This window comes from Enterobacter sp. RHBSTW-00901 (assembly GCF_014103115.1).
GTDB classification, from domain to species: Bacteria; Pseudomonadota; Gammaproteobacteria; order Enterobacterales; family Enterobacteriaceae; genus Enterobacter; species Enterobacter cloacae_P.
The window spans coordinates 3,724,522-3,745,908 of record NZ_JABXPB010000001.1; the positions used below are offsets into that span (position 1 = coordinate 3,724,522).

The window sequence follows — 21,387 nt, forward strand, 5'->3', positions numbered from 1 at the left end:
ATTCTCCCTGTTTTGGTTAGTTGTATGTCGCATTGACGACGACCCGGCTGGTTACTTTCCCTGATGTCACCGGGCCGGTATTTTGCAGGCGAGCATAGAAATCATATTCCGTTGCCCACTCGGTTCCGGTATCTAATTTCACACTGGAGGTACCGTCAGAATTTAATACGTTGGTATTAAAGGCTTTTGAGAAAATAACGACACCGGTGTTATCTGCACCGCCTTCAGTAACCGGGGTTTCATTAATAAAGATCTGCTTACTGCCCGCAGGCCACTGTTTCGTCTGCGGCTGAAAACTGAAATTCATCTTGCTTATCGATGTGTTGTCACCCGGACAACTTTCCACTTTCACCGTGAACGCCGTGCCGGAGGCTGCATCGGTGGGCTGCAGGCGTGAACTCCCGTCGGTGTTGTAAAACCAGCTTTTCCCCACTGTAGACAGGTGGACTTTCCCCTCGCCCGGAATGGAGATCTGACAGGTATTTTCAACAATATTGGCATTGAGCGTTACATCCAGGCCTGCCTCTGCGGACAGGCATGGGGCAGACCAATGCCAGCTTATAAGTCCGGCCAGAAGTACAAATCTGTTGAAAACGCGTTGTGTTGATTGGTACGACATTGCTGTTCTGCCCCTGCGCTGTATTACTGATAGGTCACAACAAATGTAACGGGAGTTGTGACGTCACCGGCGGTCACGTCTGCAATCGTTTTTGTTTTGGCGATAACGATACGTGCAGCCAGATCAACATTGGCTGTTGCACCACTGATGGTGACGTTTTGAACCGGTTTGGTGCTACAGCTCAGTAGCGTCCCGGTATCGACGGTATTTTTCCAGACCTCAAAACCGACACCATGCTGTGAACCGAACGCGTCACCGTCAGAGCTTGGACCAGAGCAAGCTCCCCCCGTACCTGTGATTGCCTGCACGGTAGCCGATTTCACCCCAGCACAGCTGGTGAAGGCAATTTTAAACGGCTCGCTGCGGCTCTTGGCTGCCACTTCGGATTTGAATACATCGCCAAACCCCAGGGTGCTGATAGGTTGCCCCCCCGCATCCTGAATTTGTGCTGTGCAGGTGCCTGCGCCAATGGTCGACTTGAAGGTGGCCTGCACGCTGGTGGTACCGGTAATGGCGCTGGCCCCTGCAGAATAAAGACCGGCGGAAACGGTCAGGGCAATCAGGGCGGAATTCCAGTTAGTTTTCATGAATGCGTTTCCTTTCGCTTATTCGTAGGTAAAGTTAAACGTGGCAAGGGCGCTGAAATCACCCGTGGTGGCGCTACCGCTTTTGGTTTGTACCAGACGGGCGAGCAACGCCACTTCTTTGGCGTTAATTTCTGCCTGGGTCCAGACCAGACGCTTGCTGTCTAGGCGTAAAGATGGAGGTCGGTGCGGACGCTCGGGCGATAGTCACCCCAATGTAAGCCGCCGGGCCCGTGGTTGAGGCGTTGTTAATTGCCGTCGGCATATCCGTGGATGCGATCCCTGCGACGGTGGTTTTTATTGCCGCTATACTTGTCGGGCATTCCGTAATCTTGAGCTTAAATGGTGCGGTGACGGTATCAACGCCGTTGATGATATCCCCCAGCGATGTCTTACCCGCCGTACCGATTTGAATCGTGTTGCTTTGACCATCACCGGTGCCCCCTTCGATTGTCATATCGCAGGTGGTTTCACGCAGGGTAGCAGTGAAGGTGACATCGAGATTTGTAGTACCAGCCATTGCCTGTGAGCTCAGCGCCAGCGCCAGCAGAGCGCCGGGACGCACAAGTGACATTGCTTGTTTCATTAAAATAACTCCCTGTTATAAAAGGTATTACATACGGCAAATCTGATTGCTCAGCATGGTCGTCAGGCCGACTTTCTGGGCAGATGGCGTAATGTGATACGTTACGGTGCAGGATGAACTGGCTTCATTACCCCATACCACGCGCAGCGTACCGTTATCTTCAATGCCCCGGACATAGGCCTGACCGGCCTGACCAACGGAACCGACGGACACGCTTTTTTCATTTACGACGTCAGCCCCGAGTGGAATAAAACCGTTGTCGGAACGATGAAGGTCAAGCAGCAACGAACGTCCCTGATCGGTTTCAAAATCGACGCGAACCACAGCACCGCTGCGGGGAACCGCAACCGTGCTGGTGTTTTTCACTTCCACGTCAGATTCCATTTTCGAGATATCAATACCGACCGTGTTTTCACGGTAAGCAGACAGATACGGCATGATGGCGTAGCCGGAGCTACCGATAATGCCGTCACCCACAGAAAGGTGCGCTCCTTTCGCACCCGGTGCGCTGACCAACGCCAGGGTGTCGGTATCGCCGATACTGCCCGGTGCCAGCGTAATGCCGCCGGAATGCACCAGCATCCCGCCGCTGTAGCTCAGGGAATATTGTTGGCTGCTATCGTCTGACGCCGAGGCAGACAGGCTGAGTGGACCGTATGCGCTGTTATAGCTACCGTAGCCGCCTATCTGGCTGAGATCGCCCGTGTCGGAATGGCTGATGCCTGCGTTGACGCTGTAACTGAAGCGGTAGTCATCGGTGTTACCGTTCGCGCTGGTGTTGTACGCGGTGTTATTTTTGAAGTCTGAGTTCACGCTCATGTTGACGGTGTTGAACCCGCCCGGAGGATTTTTATGCCCAAGCAGGTTTTCCAGCGGGATACTCAGGTTCAGATAGATACTGTCATCTTTCTCGCCGTACTCATCGTAGCTGCGCTGAAGGGAAATACTGTAGCTTCCCAGCCAGAACGCGTTGTTATAGCCCACGGAATACTGAGAGGTGGAACCCGATTCGGTCCAGTAGTCCTGCCAGCTGCCCGTGACATATAACGAGCCGTAGTTTTCTTTCCCGGAGGAAAGCGGCTGGCTGATGTTAATTTGCACCTGGTTTTTCATACGCTGGAAGCTGCTATAAACGTCTTCACTGGTATGAGTCGGGTTACGCTCCCGGTCACGATATTTCACATCTTCTGCCAGCGAGGCGGCGTCATTCAGGGTCAGGTAGTTTTTCGTGGAGAAGCGATAGGCCGCCACGTTAAAGGAGGTGTTGGTGTCCTCCAGGAGTTTACTCCAGGAGAGACGGTAACTTTGCCCGGTGAGCGTTCCCAGACCATCCACGTCGGCGTCTGAATGAGTCACATCCAGCGCGAAGGCACCGATACCGGTGTTCATGGCAATACCCAACAGGCCGGAAACGTAACCGGTGTCCATGTACTGGAAGCCTGCATAGCCTGTAAACGTATTGTTCAGGCCGTAATAGCCCGTGGCGTAGCCGAGACGGGGTTTATCGCGCAGACCCTTGTCATTAAGTTCACCCGCACCGATATCCCAACGGCTGTAACCGGGACGCAGTAACTGGCTAACGGAGGAGTAGGGGATAGAAAACGTACGGGTGCTGCCATCCGACTCTTCAATGGTGACCACCAGATCGCTACCGTATCCGGTGGTACTCAGGTCGTTAATTTCGAAAGCGCCAGGCGGAACCGTGCCCTCATAAATTTTATTGCCGCTCTGTGAGACCGTTACTTTGGCATTGCTTTTGGCGACGCCGCGGATGGTTGGGGCGTAAGTGGAAATACCACCTGGTAACATGCGATCGTCGTTATACATACGCAAACCGCGCAGGTTTAACGAGTCAAAGGTGTCGCCGCGCGTATAGGAGTCACCCACCAAAAACTGGGCGCGTAGCGCGGTGATATCACGCTGTAAGTAGACATCCTGGCTGGAGTAACTGGTCCCCTCATCCTGGTCCCAGTTGAGTGTGCCACGGGAACGCAGACGCCACGGACCCATGTTCAGACCATACTTCAACCCGGCATAGGCAGTATCTTGTGAACCGTCTGTACCATCGGTATGCCAGGCGTTGAGATCGTAAGACAGCATCCCTGCATTGATGCCGTTCTCCCATAAGGACGGGTCGACATAGCCGTAAGGACGTCGCTCAATAAAGATCTGCGGTATAACAAGGCTGAGTTCCTGGTTTCCCGCGTTAAAATCCCATGACGACCCTGCTAACGAATGGCTGATATCAACACAGACATCCTTTTTTTCGTCATCGGTCTTATCTTCCGCTGACGCATTTTCCAGATAATCCGTTTTTATGCCGATCTGCATTAATAATTTGGGGGTAAAACAGGGCGTTGCTCGCGGCGTTCCATTCTCTTTAAATGTGAAATCTGTGAGCAATTTTTTTTGTCCGTTCAAAATAATTTGTGTTTTGAACGTACCGGGAACAACAGGGTTACCTTTGGAAAAACGGCTAACGTCGATATTGCTTCCTGTATTAAACAGGAATTGATCGTTGAATTCGACCTCTTCACTACCAGAGGCAGACGCAACCTTTTTCTCCTCAGCAAATGCTGTGGTCTGAATTGCGGCGTATATGGCAAGACAAAGTATTGAATGGCGAAATAACATTGCTATCACTAATCCGTTAGCTGCTAATAATAAGTATTTATTACGCTTTAATTATTCGATGGCTTAATTCACCGTGGTTTCGTGAATATCCGAGCCACCGAAATCATTGATTGCGGCATAGGTTAATTTGCTAATGCGAGCCGATGCGGCTTCTTTAATGGTGTAAGTCTGGCTGGCAAACGGCTCAACATAGTGCGGTTCAACCAGGACCTTTTTACCGTTAACAGTGGCATCGATTTTGGCGATAGAAACGTAGTAAGGTGAATCATTACGGGCCACCAGCGTGGCGTTCTGCTGTGACCATTTAAGCTTGCCGGCAGCAACAGATGGGTCGCCTTTCAGGCCGTCCGGACGGAAGAACATTTTGATGCGTGTGCGAAATGCCAGTTGGAGTACGTTTTCGCTTTCTGCGCCTTTGGCTTTCGGCGGCACTTCGAGCACGTTAAACCAGTACATGGTTTCTTTGTCCTGCGGCATGGCCTGACCAAGCCAGGTGATGCGTACGGTCTGTCCTTTGGCGGGATCGACGCGGGAAACCGGCGGCGTCACGATAAACGGCAGCTTTAGCTCTTGTGGGTTTGTGGTATCACGACCATCGTCCAGCCAGGTTTGTACCAGCAACGGCTTATTGCCACGGTTTTCCATGTTTACCGTGACGTCTTTGGCGGACTGCGGGTAGATTACGCGCGTGCCGGAGATAACGATATCCGCAAGAGCGGAGTGAGAAACTGACAAGGCTGCACTGAAAAGCAGAGCGGTCATGGCGATTTTAGAAAGGCGCATTTTATTCATCCATTAAAAAATAGCGCCCACCTCATCCGTGAGCGCATGCGTTAAACCGGGCTGTTATTCGTAGCTCATAGTAAAGGTCACATTGCTGCTAACTTTACCGGCAGATACGGGGTTTGTTGTTGCCACCCAGTTTGCGGCTGGCACGTAGGCCACACGGTAAGACAGGACACCTGAACCAGAGGCCAGAGTGACTTTCTGCGTGTTGTTGCTGGGTTGGCCGACTTTGATACGATCGGTGCTGCTGGTCGTGTTGTTGAACAGAGCCAGACCGACGTTATTTGCGTGACCCGCAACGGTTGAGTCAGTCTTCAGCGTACCGTTGGACAGTTCAGCGAACTGTTGGGAGGTGAAGGTTGCAGAGGCTTTCGTCACTGTATCCGGGCACTTGCTCAGATGCAGTTCGAACTGTTTAGAGCCCACGCCAGTGTCAACGGTGGTACCTTCAACATCCGCTTTTTTTACAACCGGCATGGTGATGGTGACGTTGTTTGCATCAACACCGTTGTTGGTGGTGATAACACAGGTGGTGTCAGTAACCGCACCATCAAATGTGATCAGGCCAACATCATCAGCCATTGCTGATATTGAACCCATTGCCATTGTTGCCACAGATGCGGCCAGAATAGTTTTCTTGAACATATTTAAAATATCCATTTATTAAATAAGATTATTAAAACGACTTATGGTTGTCAGCCATAAAGCTGGATAAATATAATGTTGTTTTTTAATAAATGAAAATTAGTAACAGTTCAGGTTTAATTAAGATGTACTTAATTGATTTTTTGTATTTGAATTTAAAGGATTAATTGCGTTGTAATGTTTTTGGAATGACTGTGTTTTTGGTTTTATTAAATGTTCCAATAATAATACTTTATATATATTATATTTATAAAATACATAATAATAATATTAATTTATGTTCGGTAAAGACGGTAAAATCAAGCGGTATTGATGAGAAAAAAACAGGGCTGTTGATATGGTACAGCCCCGTAAAAGATCAGGCAACCTGAACCGGAATCGCTTTCGCAGTGCGCTTCATTTCGTTGTCGCCTTCAAAATAAGCCACTTTCGGCTGCCAGCGGCGCGCTTCTTCATCTGACATCATCACGAAGCTGGCGATGATCACAATATCACCCACGTCCGCGCAGTGTGCTGCCGCGCCGTTAACGGAGATGATTTTAGAGCCACGTTCGGCGGCAATCGCATAGGTGGAGAAGCGTTTACCGTTGTTCACGTTCCAGATATCAATGGCTTCGTTTTCCAGAATACCCGCCGCGTCGAGAAAATCCTGATCGATCGCGCAGGAGCCTTCATAGTGCAGGTCAGCCTGAGTCACTTTCACACGGTGAAGCTTACCTTGCAGCATTTTGCGAATCATTACGTTTACCTTTAATCATGCGTTAACCCCTCTTGTGAAAGAGGGGAGGGTGATAAAACTACGCCAGCTCAACCACTTTATTATCAATCAGACGTGCCTGGCCGAGCCATGCCGCCACCAGAAGTACCGCACGTTTGCTGTCGTCTGTCAGCTCCAGCAGCGTGTCAGCATCACGGATTTGTACGTCGTCAGAGCGGAATCCTTTATCGTTCAGGGCCTGCTCTGCGAGGGCAATGATCTCTTCAGCAGTCAACTCTTTGGCAAGAAGTTGTTCGGCCATGTTGTTCATGACCTTGCTCAGACCCGGGGCTATCTTACGCTGCTCGGCGGTCAGATAACCGTTACGGGAGCTGAGTGCCAGACCGTCTTTCGCACGCACAATTGGCACACCGACGATCTCGATGTCATAGCCCATATCGTCCACCATCTTGCGGATCAGCGCCAGCTGTTGGAAATCTTTTTCACCGAAGCAGGCGACATCCGGCTGCACCAGGTTGAACAGCTTGCTGACGATGGTCGAAACACCGCGGAAGTGACCAGGACGACTTGCCCCTTCCAGCATGGTTGAAATGCCAGGAACGTCGACGTAGGTCGCTTCGTCGGTTCCTTGCGGATAGACATCTGCAGGAGCCGGAGAAAAGACGATGTCCGCGTGGCGCTTTTTGAGCTTCTCGCAATCTTCCTGCAGAGTGCGTGGGTAGCGCACCAGGTCATCCGCGCGGTCAAACTGCATTGGGTTAACGAAGATACTGACCACCACGATATCTGCACGTGCTTTCGCTTCGTCGACCAGCTTCATATGGCCGTCGTGCAGGTTGCCCATGGTGGGGACCAGTGCGATACGTTTACCTTCCTGACGCGCGCGACGGATATGCTGGCGAAGCAGCGGCAGGGTTTCAATGATTAGCACAACGAGACTCCTTAATGGAAACTGTGTTCTTCACCCGGGTAAACACCGGATTCAACGTCGGCAATATACTGCCTGACCGCAGCGCGCATGTCGCCCGCTTCAGTGAGGAAATTTTTGGCAAATTTAGGAATATGGCCGCCAGTAATACCAAAGGCGTCGTGCATCACCAGGATTTGACCATCGGTGACGTTACCTGCGCCAATCCCAATTACCGGAATCGACAGCGCGTCGGTGATCCGCTTTGCCAGCTCAACAGGAACGCACTCGAGAACCAGCAGTTGTGCGCCTGCAGCTTCCAGCGCCACGGCATCATCAAACAGCGTCTGTGCCGCATCGCCACGGCCCTGTACCTTATAACCGCCAAAGATGTTCACGGATTGTGGCGTCAGGCCCAGGTGTCCGCAGACCGGCACGGCGCGCTCAGTGAGCATTTTCACGGTATCAACAAGCCATGCGCCGCCTTCAATTTTGACCATATTGGCTCCGGCGCGCATCACGGCTGCCGCATTCTCAAATGCTTGCTCCGGCGTGGCGTATGCCATAAATGGCAGATCGGACAGCAGCAGGCAGGCTGGCGCACCGCGGCGTACCGCGCGGGTATGGTAAGCAATATCCTCGACCGTGACCGGCAAGGTGGAATCATGTCCTTGTACCGTCATCCCTAACGAATCTCCGACCAGCATGACGTTGATACCCTCTTCGGCAAACAATTTGGCGAAGCTGTAGTCATATGCAGTGATGGTGGCGAAGCGTTTTTTTTCCTGTTTGCATTTCTGCAATAAGGAGATGGTGGTTGGTTTCATACTGTTTCCTGATGGCCTAAGCGAATCTTTGCGCATTCTAACAGTAACATTCGAGGGAACAATGATTTTAGGCAACCGATTAACCACAAATATTTGATGGTTAACCGGCAAAAAACAGGATTACCAGCGGGCAGGTTTTTCTGCGTTCAGGCTTTCGAGAACGGCCTGCAGAGAGACGCCATCAGGGAAGGAGAGGTCAGGGGCGACTTCAGACAGCGGCCAGAGCATAAACCCGCGATTTTTCATATCGTAATGCGGAACGGTTAGACGTTCGGTATTAATCACCTGATGACCAAACAGCATGATGTCGAGATCAAGCGTTCGTGGACCCCAGCGCTCGGCTTTACGCACGCGCCCCTGTTGCAGTTCGATGCGCTGGGTGTTATCCAGCAGCGTTTCGGCATTAAGTAAGGTTTCCAGCACCACGACGGCATTCAGGTAGTCAGGTTGATCCTGGGGTCCCAGCGGCGGTGTACGGTAGAAAGAGGAAACCGTCACGATCCGGCTCTGTGGGATCTCACCCAGCGCCTGAACGGCAGCGTTAACCTGCTCCAGCGGAGAGGCCAGATTGCTGCCGATGGCGATATACGCGAGGGTCATGCGCTGCCTTCGCGGCGTGGCGCACGTTTGCGTGGACGACGATGGCGACGACGCGGTGCGGGTTCATCATCCAGATCCGTCAGCATATCTTTTTGTTCTGGCGGCGCAGAAACCTGGAATTCACCCCACCACTGCGCCAGACGCTGCAGTTCCTGATTCTTTTCGATCTCAGCACGCAGTGACAGCAGATCGAACGCGGCGCGGAATTTTGGATGCTCCATCAGCTTCCAGGCGCGTTTGCCCTGACGACGGGACATGCGTAGCTGAAGCTGCCAGATATCACGTACCAGGGTGGTAATACGTTTCGGGATCGCCAGCGTGCGACAGCCTTCATCCAGCACGTCGTTTGCCGCCAGCGCGAATGCATCGTAATAGGCCAGACCGCTTTCCTGGGCAATTTTCTGCGCGGTTTCCAGCAACGGATACCAGAACATCGCCGCGAACAGGAATGCCGGGTTCACACGCATATCATTGTGGATACGGGTGTCGGTATTCTTCAGCACCTGCGCAATCATGCGCTCCATTGGGCTGTCACCGTTTTCGGTGAAGTAGCGGGTGATGGTCGGGAACAGCGGCTGGAACAGGCTGTATTCGCGCAGCAGATTGTAGGTTTCAAACCCGTAACCCGCCTGCAGCAGTTTCAGCGCTTCTTCAAACAGACGAGCGGGTGGCACGTCGTTAATCAGCGTTGCCAGACGTGGGATCGGCTCTGCGGTTTCCGGGCTGATGCGCATATTCAGCTTGGCAGCGAAACGCACGGCGCGCAGCATGCGCACAGGATCTTCGCGATAGCGTGTTTCCGGCGTGCCGATCAGACGAATCAGACCCTCTTTCAGGTCCTGCATGCCGCCGACGTAATCACGAACGGTGAAATCTGCCACGCTGTAGTAAAGGCTGTTGATAGTGAAATCGCGACGCTGAGCATCTTCTTCGATAGAACCGAAGATGTTGTCACGCAGCAGCATGCCGTTCTGGCCGCGCTGGGAGGTGGTGCGATCGGTTGTGCCCGCTTCGTGATGACCACGGAACGTTGCCACTTCAATAATTTCCGGCCCAAACATCACGTGAGCAAGACGGAAACGACGGCCAACAAGACGGCAGTTGCGGAATAATTTGCGCACCTGCTCAGGTGTGGCGCTGGTCGTCACGTCGAAATCTTTTGGTTTTTTGCCCAGCAGTAAATCACGTACTCCGCCGCCGACGAGATAGGCCTCGTAGCCTGCTTTATTCAGACGATAGAGCACCTTGAGGGCATTTTCACTGATATCTTTGCGGGAAATATTGTGCTGCTCACGCGGAATAACCGACATGTGGGTTTGCGCAATAGCATCATTCGCCATGCTCTCTTCGCGGCTTAGCACTTTACGGCAAAAATTAGCGACTCGGGTAAAAATGGTACACCTCGTAGTGTGTTTTGTTATGAAAAAAGCGGCTAATCATAGCTCAGCGCAACGCATTTGAGAATGCTGGATTTTTGGCACAGTCCTGAGCGTCCAGTTGGCAACCGCCAGATCCAGCAATTCGTCAATACGCAGATCCTGCCATTCACTGGTTACATTCTGGTTGAGAAATCGCAGGGCGTCGATCAAAACAGGGCGCGCATCGCCGTCTGGCAGGGCGGGCGCGTGATTCTGTTTTGACAGTTTATTACCCTGTTCATTGACCGCCAGCGGCAGATGAATGTAATCCGGCTCTGTCCAGCCAAACTGGTGGTAAAGCGATATTTGCCGCACGGTTGGTTCTACCAGATCAGCTCCGCGCACAATCTCCGTGACGCCCTGAAAGTGATCATCCACTACCACCGCCAGGTTATAGGCAAACAGGCCGTCACGGCGGTGAATAATAAAATCCTCACGCGCAAGACGTTCATCGGCATGGATAACGCCCGAGAGTAAATCGTTAAAGTGCGTCACCGGCGCGCGCTGCCGCAAACGCACGGCGGCATTTTCGGGGCCGTGGTTGAGCGTACGACAGTGGCCGTCATAGACGCCGCCCACGCTCTGAATACGCGCACGCGTGCAGGTACAGTTGTAGGAAAGCCCCTGCTCGCAGAGCCAGGCCAGGCGTTCCCGGTAGGCATCGTGACGTTTTGACTGCCAGAGTACGTCGCCGTCCCAGTGAAGACCGTAATGTTCCAGCTGACGCAGAATGGTTTCTGCCGCACCGGGAACTTCACGCGGAGGATCGATATCTTCAATGCGAACGAGCCATTTACCCTGCTGAGCGCGCGCCTGCAGGTAGCTGCCGAGAGCGGCAATTAACGAGCCGAAGTGGAGTTCACCGGAGGGAGATGGCGCGAAGCGCCCGATATAGTGTGATTCAGACATATCAATAGTAACAAGGCGGGAGTGACTCCCGCCTTTACAGTATTGAGATAGCGGTTATTAACCGGCCATCTGTTTTTCGCGAATTTCTGCCAGCGTTTTACAGTCGATGCACAGATCGGCAGTTGGACGCGCTTCCAGGCGACGAATACCAATTTCAACACCGCAGGATTCGCAGTAGCCAAAATCTTCGTCCTCAACCTTTTTCAGCGTTTTTTCGATCTTTTTGATCAGTTTGCGTTCGCGGTCACGGTTACGCAGTTCGAGGCTGAACTCTTCTTCCTGAGCGGCACGGTCTACCGGATCCGGGAAGTTTGCAGCTTCATCCTGCATATGTGTAACGGTGCGATCGACTTCATCCCTGAGTTGATTACGCCATGCTTCAAGAATACGCTTGAAGTGCGACAGCTGGGCTTCGTTCATATACTCTTCGCCCGGTTTCTCTTGATACGGCTCCACCCCAGCGATGGCGAGAATACTCAGGGACGATGTTTTACGGTTTTGCCCTTCTTGCATGTTGCTTCTCCTTAACACGCACTATCGATCCCCGTGTTGGGGGAAAAATCAGGTCGCTATAAATAGCAGATGCTTTTCCGTATGGCAATTATCTAAACGTAACACTTGACAAGCCTGTGAGGAAAAGCGTATTTGCGCACGCGGCCAGAACACTTAATAGACAATCGTCTAATCCCTTATAAGACAACGGGAAGAGAGGATCTCAGAGTCATATTATCGGCAGAAAGTTCCGCTTTATAAGCGAAAACCTCTACCCCCTGCTTTTGTGCCTCATTCAACAATTGCGCGTATTTAGGATCAATATGGCGGGCTGGAGAAAACCGTTCAATGGCTGAATGCAAAACCGCAAACAGCAACACGGCGCGTTTGCCCGCCGCCGCAACACTCATCAGCTCCCGCAGATGCTTCTGGCCACGTAAGGTGACTGCATCCGGAAAGTAGCCATTTTCCTGTTCCGCTAACGTCACTGATTTTACTTCAATATAGCACTCAGGCCGGTCTTCCGCCTGTAACATAAAGTCAATTCTGCTGCCTTCATCGCCATATTTCACTTCACTTTTTTGTGTGTCATAACCGACAAGTTCGGGGAGCGTCCCGTTCGTCAGCGCTTCCTTTACTAACTGGTTTGCACGCAGTGTGTTGACGCAAATAAACGCCCCTTGTTGTGTCTGGGTCATTTCCCAGGTGTGGGGATATTTACGTTTAGTATTTCCCGAAGTGGAATACCAGACTGTATCACCGGGCGTCGCGCAGCCGGTCATCGCGCCGGTATTAGGGCAGTGCAGAGTTAACGTTTCACCTTCCGGTGTCACCACGTCGGCGAGAAAGCGTTTGTAGCGCTGGATAAGCGTAGCGCGCTGTAGCGCGGGACTAAACTTCATCAGAATTCCTTAAAGTATCGCCCAGCGTCCAGCGCTGTAGCGGCGTGTAGCGAGTGCGTCCTTGTGCAAAGACAGATTCGTACAGTGCGAACTCCTTCACCGGAAAGGCCCAGTGAAAGCCCGGCGCTGGGATGGCGACGGCCTGACCTGCATCGCGCAGCAACGTAATATGAGGATGAAACGGCTGTGGGCTTTGATAACAGCCGCTGCGAGCGGCCTGTGCGCGTAGCATACTGGCAAGCTGTAACAATCCACGTGGCGGCTGGCGCGTACCCAGCCAGACCACGCGGGAACGCAGCCACTGTCCGGCATCGTCAAGGTGCAGCGTAAACCCTGGCTGAGAAATCCGTCCGGCCATTGACGCCAGGGCGCGCTGTTTTTCAGCGCTTATGTCGCCCAGAAAGGCCAGCGTCAGGTGCAGGTTGGCAGCCGCAACGGGGCGGCCCGCTTCCGGTGGGAAGTGGCTGGCGCGCCAGCGGACGATTTGCCGCTGTATCGTGGCAGGCATTTCAATGGCGAAAAACAGCCGTTTCGACTCAGACATACGTGGGACTCGGTAATGATATGCGCCGATGCTACAATGTACGCCGACTAATGTTAACCCTCTGGAGCTGTTAGTGTCCTCATTGCCGGTCGCCGTCGTCCTTCCTGAGCTACTTGCTGCCTTACACCATGCCCCGCAGGTTTTACTTAATGCCCCCACGGGCGCGGGTAAATCCACCTGGCTGCCGCTGCAGATCCTGAAAGACGGTAATATCCGCGGGAAAATTATCCTGCTGGAGCCACGCAGGCTGGCCGCGCGCAATGTGGCGCAGCGTCTGGCGGAACTGCTGAACGAAAAGCCCGGAGAAACCGTGGGTTACCGTATGCGTGCTGAAACCTGCGTCGGTCCGTCCACCCGGCTTGAGGTGGTCACCGAGGGTATTCTTACCCGCATGCTGCAAAACGATCCGGAGCTGACCGGCGTCGGGCTGGTCATTCTGGATGAATTCCACGAACGCAGCCTGCAGGCGGATCTGGCGCTGGCGCTGTTGCTGGATGTCCAGCAGGGGCTGCGCGACGATCTCCGGTTACTCATCATGTCGGCTACGCTGGATAACGAACGGCTGCAGCAGGTGCTGCCTGATGCGCCGGTGATCGCCTCAGAAGGTCGCGCTTTCCCGGTTGAGAGACGCTATCAACCGCTTTCGGCTCATCAGCGTTTTGACGATGCCGTTGCCATCGCAACCGCAGAACTGCTCCGTCAGGAACCCGGCTCGCTTTTGCTGTTTTTACCCGGCGTGGGTGAGATCCAGCGTGTACAAGAGCTACTGGCCTCGCGTGTGAGTAGCGATGTGGCACTTTGCCCGCTCTACGGTGCGCTGTCGTTGGCTGACCAGCGTAAGGCGATTCTTCCCGCACCGACGGGGCAGCGCAAAGTCGTGCTGGCCACCAATATTGCTGAAACCAGCCTGACCATCGAAGGGATCCGTCTGGTGGTGGATAGCGCGCAGGAGAGGGTGGCGAGCTTCGATCCGCGCACCGGGCTGACCAGACTGCTTACGCAACGCATAAGCCAGGCATCAATGGTTCAGCGTGCAGGCCGCGCGGGGCGACTTGAACCGGGTATCTGTCTGCATTTAACCAGTGCAGAGCAGGCGGAACGCGCTGCGCTGCAAAGTACACCGGAAATTCTGCAAAGCGATCTCTCTGGCCTGGTGATGGATCTGTTGCAGTGGGGCTGTCTGGATCCCGCTCAGCTGACCTGGCTCAACCTGCCGCCTGCCGCAAACCTTGCCGCTGCACGGGCTTTACTGACCCGGCTTGGTGCGCTGGAAGGGGAGCGTCTGACATCGCGTGGACAGAAGATGGCTGCTCTGGGGAATGACCCCCGTCTGGCGGCAATGTTGATGGCGGCGCAAGGGGAAGATGAAATTGCGACGGCAGCAAAACTGGCGGCTATTCTTGAGGAGCCACCGCGCGGCGGGAGTAGCGATCTGGCGCAGGCCTTTTCACGTAATCAGGGAAACTGGCAGCAGAGGGTGAAACAGCTCTGTAAACGGCTTAATATCCGTGCGGGCCTGCCTGACAGCGATAAGATAGCCCCTCTCCTGGCGCAGGCATTCCCGGACAGGATTGCACGCCGTCGCGGGCTGGACGGGCGCTATCAGCTGGCAAACGGCATGGGGGCGATGCTGGACAGTGATGATGCCCTGACGCGCCATGAATGGTTGATTGCGCCATTGCTGTTGCAGGGCAGTCACTCGCCGGATGCGCGCATATTGCAGGCGATGGCTGTTGATATCGATGTCCTGACGCGTGCTTGTCCACATTTACTGCAGCAGTCAGATACCGTGGAGTGGGATGATGTACACGGGACGCTGAAGGCGTTTCGGCGTAGCCAGATTGGCAAATTAACCCTGGGCACGAAGCCGCTGGCGAAGCCATCAGAAGAAGAGCTGCATCAGGCGATGCTGAACGGCATTCGCGAAAAAGGGCTGAGCGTTTTGAACTGGACGCCGGAGGCGGAGCAATACCGTATTCGTCTGCACTGCGCCGCACGCTGGCTGCCGGAGTATGCCTGGCCTGCGGTTGATGATGAGACCCTTCTGGACTCTCTTGAAACGTGGCTACTGCCGCAAATGAGCGGTGTACACTCGCTGCGGGCGCTAAAAGCCCTTGATGTTAAGGTCGCGTTACAGAATTTACTGGACTGGTCATTACGTCAACGTCTGGATAGTGAACTGCCTGGGCATTACACTGTGCCGACCGGAAGCCGGATTGCCATTCGTTATCACGAGGATAATCCTCCGGCGCTGGCGGTACGGATGCAGGAGATGTTTGGTGAGGCGGTGACGCCCTCTATCGCCGAAGGACGTGTTCCTGTGGTGCTTGAACTGTTGTCACCCGCACATCGTCCGCTACAGATCACCCGCGACCTGGGGGCGTTCTGGGCGGGAAGCTATCGTGAAGTGCAAAAAGAGATGAAGGGACGTTATCCCAAACATGTCTGGCCTGACGATCCGGCGAATACCGCGCCGACAAGACGTACGAAGAAATATTCGTGAAGGGGAATAGTGCGGCCTGATGCCCTCACCCCGGCCCTCTCCCACAGGGAGAGGGGGAGACCTATTTTGAGAGATTTCTTCTTCCACAGATCGGTGGAAGAAAAGAGAATCGGGCCTTTGCGCCTGAAAGTTGCGGAGAAAAAGCATGGCGGGGAATGACCGCGAGCCAATAGGACGTAAGGGAAAACCAACGCGTCCGGCGAAAGAGAAGGTGAGCCGTCGTCAACTCAGAGATGAGGATTATGACGATGACTATGAAGACGATTATGAGGATGAAGAACCCATGCCGCGTAAAGGGAAAGGCAAAGGGCGTAAGCCTCGTGGCAAGCGCGGCTGGTTCTGGCTGCTTCTGAAGCTGTTCATTGTTTTTGTTGTGCTGATGGCGATTTACGGCGTCTATCTGGATCAGAAGATCCGTAGCCGTATCGACGGGAAAGTCTGGCAGTTGCCTGCAGCGGTGTATGGCCGCATGGTGAACCTTGAGCCGGATATGGCCATCACGAAGAACGAGATGGTGAAACTGCTGGAAGCCACTCAGTACCGTCAGGTGTCTAAAATGACGCGCCCTGGCGAATTTACCGTGCAGGCGAATAGCGTTGAGATGATCCGTCGTCCGTTCGACTTCCCGGACAGCAAAGAGGGGCAGGTGCGTGCGCGTCTGACCTTTGATGGCGATCGTCTGGACACCATCGAGAACATGGATAACAACCGCCAGTTCGGTTTCTTCCGTCTCGATCCACGCCTGATCACCATGCTTTCGTCGGCGAACGGCGAACAGCGCCTGTTCGTGGCGCGTAACGGTTTCCCGGATCTGCTGGTGGATACGCTGCTGGCGACCGAAGACCGTCACTTCTACGAGCATGATGGTATCAGCCTCTACTCCATTGGCCGTGCGGTGCTGGCGAACCTGACCGCCGGACGTACGGTGCAGGGGGCGAGTACGCTGACCCAACAGCTGGTGAAGAACCTGTTCCTCTCCAGCGAACGCTCATACTGGCGTAAAGCCAACGAAGCGTACATGGCCGTGCTGATGGATGCGCGTTACAGCAAGGATCGCATCCTTGAGCTGTATATGAACGAGGTGTACCTCGGCCAGAGCGGCGATAACGAGATCCGCGGCTTCCCGCTGGCGAGCCTGTACTACTTTGGCCGTCCGGTGGAAGAGCTGAGCCTTGACCAGCAGGCGCTGCTGGTGGGCATGGTGAAAGGGGCGTCCATCTACAACCCGTGGCGTAACCCGAAACTGGCGCTGGAGCGTCGTAACCTGGTGCTGCGTCTGCTGCAGCAACAGCAGGTCATTGACCAGGAACTGTACGACATGCTGAGCGCACGTCCACTCGGCGTTCAGCCACGCGGTGGTGTGATCTCTCCACAGCCTGCATTTATGCAGCTGGTGCGTCAGGAGCTGCAGAGCAAGCTCGGCGATAAAGTGAAAGATCTCTCTGGCGTGAAGATCTTTACCACCTTCGATTCCGTTGCTCAGGATGCGGCAGAAAAAGCCGCTGTCGATGGCATTCCGGCGCTCAAGAAGCAGCGGAAGCTTAGCGATCTTGAAACCGCGATGGTGGTGGTTGACCGTAACACCGGTGAAGTTCGCGCAATGGTAGGAGGGGCTGAGCCGCAGTTTGCAGGCTACAACCGTGCAATGCAGGCGCGTCGTTCGATTGGTTCTCTGGCAAAACCGGCGACCTATCTCACCGCCCTGAGCCAGCCCAATCAGTATCGCCTGAACACCTGGATTGCCGATGCCCCGATCTCCCTGCGCCAGCCTAACGGCCAGGTATGGTCACCGCAGAACGATGATAAACAGTTCAGCGGCCAGGTCATGCTGGTGGATGCATTAACCCGCTCCATGAACGTGCCGACGGTTAACCTGGGTATGGCGCTGGGTCTGCCAGCGATCGTCGACACCTGGCAGAAACTGGGGGTACCGAAAGATCAGCTGAATCCGGTTCCGGCGATGATCCTGGGGGCACTGAACCTGACGCCTATCGAAGTCGCGCAAGCGTTCCAGACCATTGCCAGCGGGGGTAACCGCGCACAACTGTCCGCACTGCGCTCGGTGATTGCCGAGGATGGCTCCGTGTTGTATCAGAGCTTCCCACAGGCGGAACGCGCTGTACCGGCACAGGCTGCCTATATGACGCTGTGGACGATGCAACAGGTTGTACAGCGTGGTACGGGGCGTCAGCTTGGGGCGAAGTATCCGAACCTGCACCTGGCAGGTAAAACCGGGACCACCAACAACAACGTCGATACCTGGTTCGCCGGTATTGATGGCCGTGAAGTGGTGATCACCTGGGTAGGCCGCGATAACAACCAGCCAACTAAACTGTATGGTGCCAGCGGGGCGATGTCGATTTACCAGCGCTATCTGGCTAATCAGTCTCCGGTTCCGCTGAATCTGGTCGCACCGGAAGATATCGTCGATATGGGCGTGGACGGTGCCGGGAACTTTGTCTGCGGTGGTGGTATGCGTACGCTGCCGGTCTGGACGACCAGTCCGGATTCATTATGCCAAAGCCAGTCTCAGCCACCAGCGGGTAATCCGTTTGACTCGTCTTCTCAGCCGCCGCAGCAACAACAGCAGCAACAACAGCCGCAGCAGCAGAATGAGAAGAAAGACAGCGATGGTGTAGCCGGTTGGATCAAGGATATGTTTGGCGGTAACTGATCTGACGGGGTTGTTTGTCTCTGTTAAGAAAGCAGGGCAGGTAAAAAAGCCGGGTGGCGCTGACGCTTACCCGGCTTGTCAAACTATACTGTTGTGGGCCGGGTAAGGCTAAACTGCCACCCGGCAACACATCGACAACTCAGAGCTTGCCAAACACCTTACGCGCCGCGTCGATGGTGTTATTGATATCGTCTTCGCTGTGCGCCACAGACATAAAGCCTGCTTCAAACGCGGATGGAGCCAGGTATACACCTTCTTCCAGCATCAGGTGGAAGAAGCGTTTAAAGCGTTCAACATCGCATTTCACCACGTCCTGATAACAGGTCACGGTCTTGGCATCAGTGAAGAAAATCCCGAACATTCCACCAACGTGGTTGACGACCAGCGGAATTCCCGCATCTTCAGCGGCGTCCATCAGGCCATTTGCCAGTTGAGTCGTCAGAGCTGTCAGCGTTTCATGGATACCCGGCTGTGCCACTTCGGTCAGACAGGCAAAACCGGCTGCCATCGCAATCGGGTTACCGGACAGCGTACCCGCCTGGTAAACCGGGCCTGTCGGAGCCAGAGCTTCCATCACATCTCTACGACCACCGAATGCACCGACCGGCATGCCGCCGCCGATGATTTTGCCCAGGCAGGTTAAATCCGGCTCGACGCCATAGTAAGACTGCGCACCCGCCAGTGCCACGCGGAAGCCGGTCATCACCTCGTCGATGATCAGCAGCGCGCCGAATTCATCGCACAGTGCGCGCAGGCCCGGCAGGAAATCAGGCTGTGGTGGAATGCAGTTCATGTTGCCCGCAACCGGTTCAACGATGATGCAGGCAACCTCCTGCGGATACTGTTCGAATGCGGCGCGAACGGTGTCCAGATCGTTATAGGTGCAGGTCAGGGTGTGCTTAGCGAAATCAGCAGGTACGCCCGGAGAGTTTGGCTGGCCGAGGGTCAACGCACCGGAACCGGCTTTTACCAGCAGGCAGTCCGCATGGCCGTGGTAGCAGCCTTCAAACTTGATGATTTTGTCACGGCCAGTAAAGCCGCGCGCCAGACGAATGGCGCTCATGGTGGCTTCAGTACCGGAGTTCACCATACGCACCATGTCCATTGTGGGGACCAGTTCAGTGACCAGCTCCGCCATTTTGACTTCCATCTCGGTTGGTGCCCCGAAGCTCAGACCGCGCTGGGCCGCTTCAATGACCGCATTGCGGATCGCCGGGTGGTTATGTCCCAGCACCATCGGTCCCCAGGAACCGACGTAATCAATATAGGCTTTGCCGTCGACATCAAACAGGTACGCGCCGTCAGCACGTTCAATAAACAGCGGGGTTCCGCCTACGCCGGTAAAGGCGCGAACAGGCGAGTTTACGCCACCCGGAATAAGCTCGCGGGCTGCACTGTAGAGGTTTTCAGACTTGCTCATGGCGTCGTTCCTGGTTCGTATAAAATGATTAAGCACACTATTCTAAGTGATTCGCGAAAGGTTATGAAATTTTTGCCCCATTAATGCATAAACAATTGTTAAGGATTTTTCAGGGGACGAGAAGACAGTCTCTGGTAAAATTTCCGCAGTGATTTGTATGATGAAAAAACGGACAATGAAAGCAGAATCTCCCTCTTTTGAAGAACAACAGTTTACGCGTGCGAGACACCGTATCAGCATCCGGCGATTGCTCAATCGCGATAAAACGCCGCTGGCAATTCTGCTGGCCGCCGCCGTGGTGGGCTCGGTAGCCGGGTTGGCGGGTGTCGCGTTCGAAAAGGCAGTGAACACGGTACTGAACTGGCGCATTGGCACCATTGCCGGTTTCGCCAATAGCGGATGGCTGGTCTGGGTGTGGGCGTTTGGTCTGTCTGCCGTGTTTGCGATGGTGGGCTATTTTCTGGTGCGTAAATTTGCACCTGAGGCCGGAGGGTCTGGTATCCCGGAGATTGAAGGGGCGCTTGAAGAACTACGTCCGGTTCGCTGGTGGCGGGTGATCCCCGTTAAGTTTATCGGTGGCATGGGAACGCTGGGGGCAGGGATGGTGCTCGGGCGGGAAGGGCCGACGGTACAACTGGGCGGTAATGTGGGACGCATGGTGGGCGATCTGTTTCGGATGCGCAGTGCCGAAGCGCGCCATACGTTGCTGGCAACGGGTGCCGCGGCGGGGCTTTCTGCCGCATTCAATGCCCCTCTGGCGGGGATCCTGTTTATTATCGAGGAGATGCGCGCCCAGTTCCGTTACAACCTGATCTCCATAAAAGCGGTTTTTACCGGTGTGATTATGTCGAGCATCGTCTTTCGCATTTTTAATGGCGAAGGGGCGGTGATCGAAGTGGGAAAACTGACCAATGCGCCAGTGAATACGCTGTGGTTGTATCTGGTTCTTGGCATGATTTTTGGCGTAGTAGGGCCGCTTTTTAATACGCTGATTTTACGCGCTCAGGATATGTTCCAGCGCATCCACGGCGGTAACACGACCAAATGGGTGCTGGTCGGTGGTTTCCTCGGCGGGTCTTGTGGCATCCTCGGCGTTATTGAACCCAATGCAGCGGGCGGTGGTTTTGGGTTGATCCCCATTGCGGCGGCGGGCAATTTCAGCGTGGGCCTGCTGCTGTTTATGTTTATTTCCCGGGTGGTAACCACGGTGCTTTGCTTTTCTTCCGGTGCGCCGGGCGGGATTTTCGCTCCGATGCTGGCGCTGGGAACTCTACTGGGAACGGCGTTTGGGATGGCGGCAGCTGCCGGGTTCCCGGCGTATCATCTGGATGCAGGGACGTTTGCCATTGCCGGGATGGGGGCGCTGCTGGCCGCGTCTTTGCGTGCGCCGTTGACCGGGATCGTGCTGGTGCTGGAGATGACGGATAATTATCAGCTCATTTTGCCAATGATCATTACCTGTCTCGGCGCGACACTATTAGCCCAATTCCTGGGTGGAAAACCGCTATACTCCACCATTCTTGCCCGTACCCTGGCAAAAGTTGAGGCTGAGCAGGCCGCGAAGCAGAATACTTGAATGAATTACCAGGGTATTAGATAATGAAAAAAAGAATTGGGTG

Annotated in this window: 19 protein-coding genes; 3 read left to right on the plus strand and 16 right to left on the minus strand. The window is 54.3% G+C overall.

The features are described 5' to 3' along the window. Positions 1 to 16: 16 nt before the first annotated feature. The 15 genes from HV318_RS17895 to thpR all read right to left on the minus strand — a co-directional run bounded on the left by HV318_RS17895 (position 17) and on the right by thpR (position 13,171). Positions 17 to 619, minus strand: a complete 603-nt coding sequence (locus tag HV318_RS17895; RefSeq protein ID WP_182273785.1) for a fimbrial-like protein — start codon at positions 617 to 619, stop codon at positions 17 to 19. Between the two features lie 23 nt (positions 620 to 642). Continuing rightward, complete coding sequence (locus tag HV318_RS17900; protein WP_182273786.1) at positions 643 to 1,206, minus strand: fimbrial protein; 564 nt, start codon at positions 1,204 to 1,206, stop codon at positions 643 to 645. A gap of 124 nt (positions 1,207 to 1,330) precedes the next feature. Then, positions 1,331 to 1,789 (minus strand): fimbrial protein, encoded by a 459-nt coding sequence (locus HV318_RS17905; RefSeq protein ID WP_249421812.1) that lies wholly within the window; start codon positions 1,787 to 1,789, stop codon positions 1,331 to 1,333. A 27-nt stretch (positions 1,790 to 1,816) separates the two neighbouring features. Continuing rightward, on the minus strand, positions 1,817 to 4,423 hold the full coding sequence (locus HV318_RS17910; protein WP_182273787.1) for an outer membrane usher protein: 2,607 nt from the start codon (positions 4,421 to 4,423) through the stop codon (positions 1,817 to 1,819). A gap of 63 nt (positions 4,424 to 4,486) precedes the next feature. Further along, the gene (locus tag HV318_RS17915) at positions 4,487 to 5,206 is read right to left on the minus strand and encodes a fimbrial chaperone (RefSeq protein ID WP_395121885.1); all 720 of its coding nucleotides are present in this window, start codon (positions 5,204 to 5,206) and stop codon (positions 4,487 to 4,489) included. Between the two features lie 63 nt (positions 5,207 to 5,269). Then, positions 5,270 to 5,854 carry a fimbrial protein gene (locus HV318_RS17920; RefSeq protein WP_182273789.1) on the minus strand — a complete coding sequence of 195 codons (585 nt, stop codon included), beginning with the start codon at positions 5,852 to 5,854 and terminating at the stop codon, positions 5,270 to 5,272. A 358-nt stretch (positions 5,855 to 6,212) separates the two neighbouring features. Next, on the minus strand, positions 6,213 to 6,593 hold the full coding sequence (gene panD, locus HV318_RS17925) for an aspartate 1-decarboxylase (RefSeq protein WP_003856284.1): 381 nt from the start codon (positions 6,591 to 6,593) through the stop codon (positions 6,213 to 6,215). Between the two features lie 58 nt (positions 6,594 to 6,651). Next, the gene (panC, locus tag HV318_RS17930) at positions 6,652 to 7,503 is read right to left on the minus strand and encodes a pantoate--beta-alanine ligase (RefSeq protein ID WP_182273790.1); all 852 of its coding nucleotides are present in this window, start codon (positions 7,501 to 7,503) and stop codon (positions 6,652 to 6,654) included. Between the two features lie 11 nt (positions 7,504 to 7,514). Next, positions 7,515 to 8,306 carry a 3-methyl-2-oxobutanoate hydroxymethyltransferase gene (gene panB / locus HV318_RS17935; protein WP_182273791.1) on the minus strand — a complete coding sequence of 264 codons (792 nt, stop codon included), beginning with the start codon at positions 8,304 to 8,306 and terminating at the stop codon, positions 7,515 to 7,517. A gap of 120 nt (positions 8,307 to 8,426) precedes the next feature. Further along, positions 8,427 to 8,906 carry a 2-amino-4-hydroxy-6-hydroxymethyldihydropteridine diphosphokinase gene (gene folK, locus HV318_RS17940; protein ID WP_182273792.1) on the minus strand — a complete coding sequence of 160 codons (480 nt, stop codon included), beginning with the start codon at positions 8,904 to 8,906 and terminating at the stop codon, positions 8,427 to 8,429. Beyond that, complete coding sequence (pcnB, locus tag HV318_RS17945; protein WP_196391345.1) at positions 8,903 to 10,300, minus strand: polynucleotide adenylyltransferase PcnB; 1,398 nt, start codon at positions 10,298 to 10,300, stop codon at positions 8,903 to 8,905. Before pcnB ends, folK begins: the two co-directional genes overlap by 4 nt. Before the next feature lie 42 nt (positions 10,301 to 10,342). Further along, positions 10,343 to 11,233, minus strand: a complete 891-nt coding sequence (gene gluQRS, locus HV318_RS17950) for a tRNA glutamyl-Q(34) synthetase GluQRS (protein ID WP_182273793.1) — start codon at positions 11,231 to 11,233, stop codon at positions 10,343 to 10,345. 57 nt (positions 11,234 to 11,290) lie between these two features. Continuing rightward, positions 11,291 to 11,746 (minus strand): RNA polymerase-binding protein DksA, encoded by a 456-nt coding sequence (gene dksA, locus HV318_RS17955; RefSeq protein WP_001155232.1) that lies wholly within the window; start codon positions 11,744 to 11,746, stop codon positions 11,291 to 11,293. A gap of 176 nt (positions 11,747 to 11,922) precedes the next feature. Further along, the gene (gene sfsA / locus HV318_RS17960; protein ID WP_182273794.1) at positions 11,923 to 12,627 is read right to left on the minus strand and encodes a DNA/RNA nuclease SfsA; all 705 of its coding nucleotides are present in this window, start codon (positions 12,625 to 12,627) and stop codon (positions 11,923 to 11,925) included. Further along, positions 12,617 to 13,171, minus strand: a complete 555-nt coding sequence (thpR, locus tag HV318_RS17965; RefSeq protein ID WP_182273795.1) for an RNA 2',3'-cyclic phosphodiesterase — start codon at positions 13,169 to 13,171, stop codon at positions 12,617 to 12,619. Before thpR ends, sfsA begins: the two co-directional genes overlap by 11 nt. A 73-nt stretch (positions 13,172 to 13,244) precedes the next feature. On the opposite strand from thpR, the gene hrpB reads away from it, so the two are divergent. Both hrpB and mrcB read left to right on the plus strand, forming a co-directional pair. Further along, a complete protein-coding gene (gene hrpB, locus HV318_RS17970; RefSeq protein WP_182273796.1) occupies positions 13,245 to 15,674 on the plus strand; it encodes an ATP-dependent helicase HrpB in 2,430 nt (809 codons plus the stop codon). A 145-nt stretch (positions 15,675 to 15,819) separates the two neighbouring features. Further along, positions 15,820 to 18,348, plus strand: a complete 2,529-nt coding sequence (gene mrcB / locus HV318_RS17975; protein WP_182273797.1) for a bifunctional glycosyl transferase/transpeptidase — start codon at positions 15,820 to 15,822, stop codon at positions 18,346 to 18,348. A 139-nt stretch (positions 18,349 to 18,487) separates the two neighbouring features. On the opposite strand, the gene hemL is transcribed toward mrcB, so the two are convergent. Next, the gene (gene hemL, locus HV318_RS17980) at positions 18,488 to 19,768 is read right to left on the minus strand and encodes a glutamate-1-semialdehyde 2,1-aminomutase (protein ID WP_182273798.1); all 1,281 of its coding nucleotides are present in this window, start codon (positions 19,766 to 19,768) and stop codon (positions 18,488 to 18,490) included. A 175-nt stretch (positions 19,769 to 19,943) separates the two neighbouring features. Between hemL and clcA the strand changes: the two genes are divergently transcribed. After that, entirely contained in the window at positions 19,944 to 21,344 is a 1,401-nt protein-coding gene (gene clcA, locus HV318_RS17985) for a H(+)/Cl(-) exchange transporter ClcA (protein WP_182273799.1), read from the plus strand. The last annotated feature ends 43 nt before the right edge of the window (positions 21,345 to 21,387 follow it).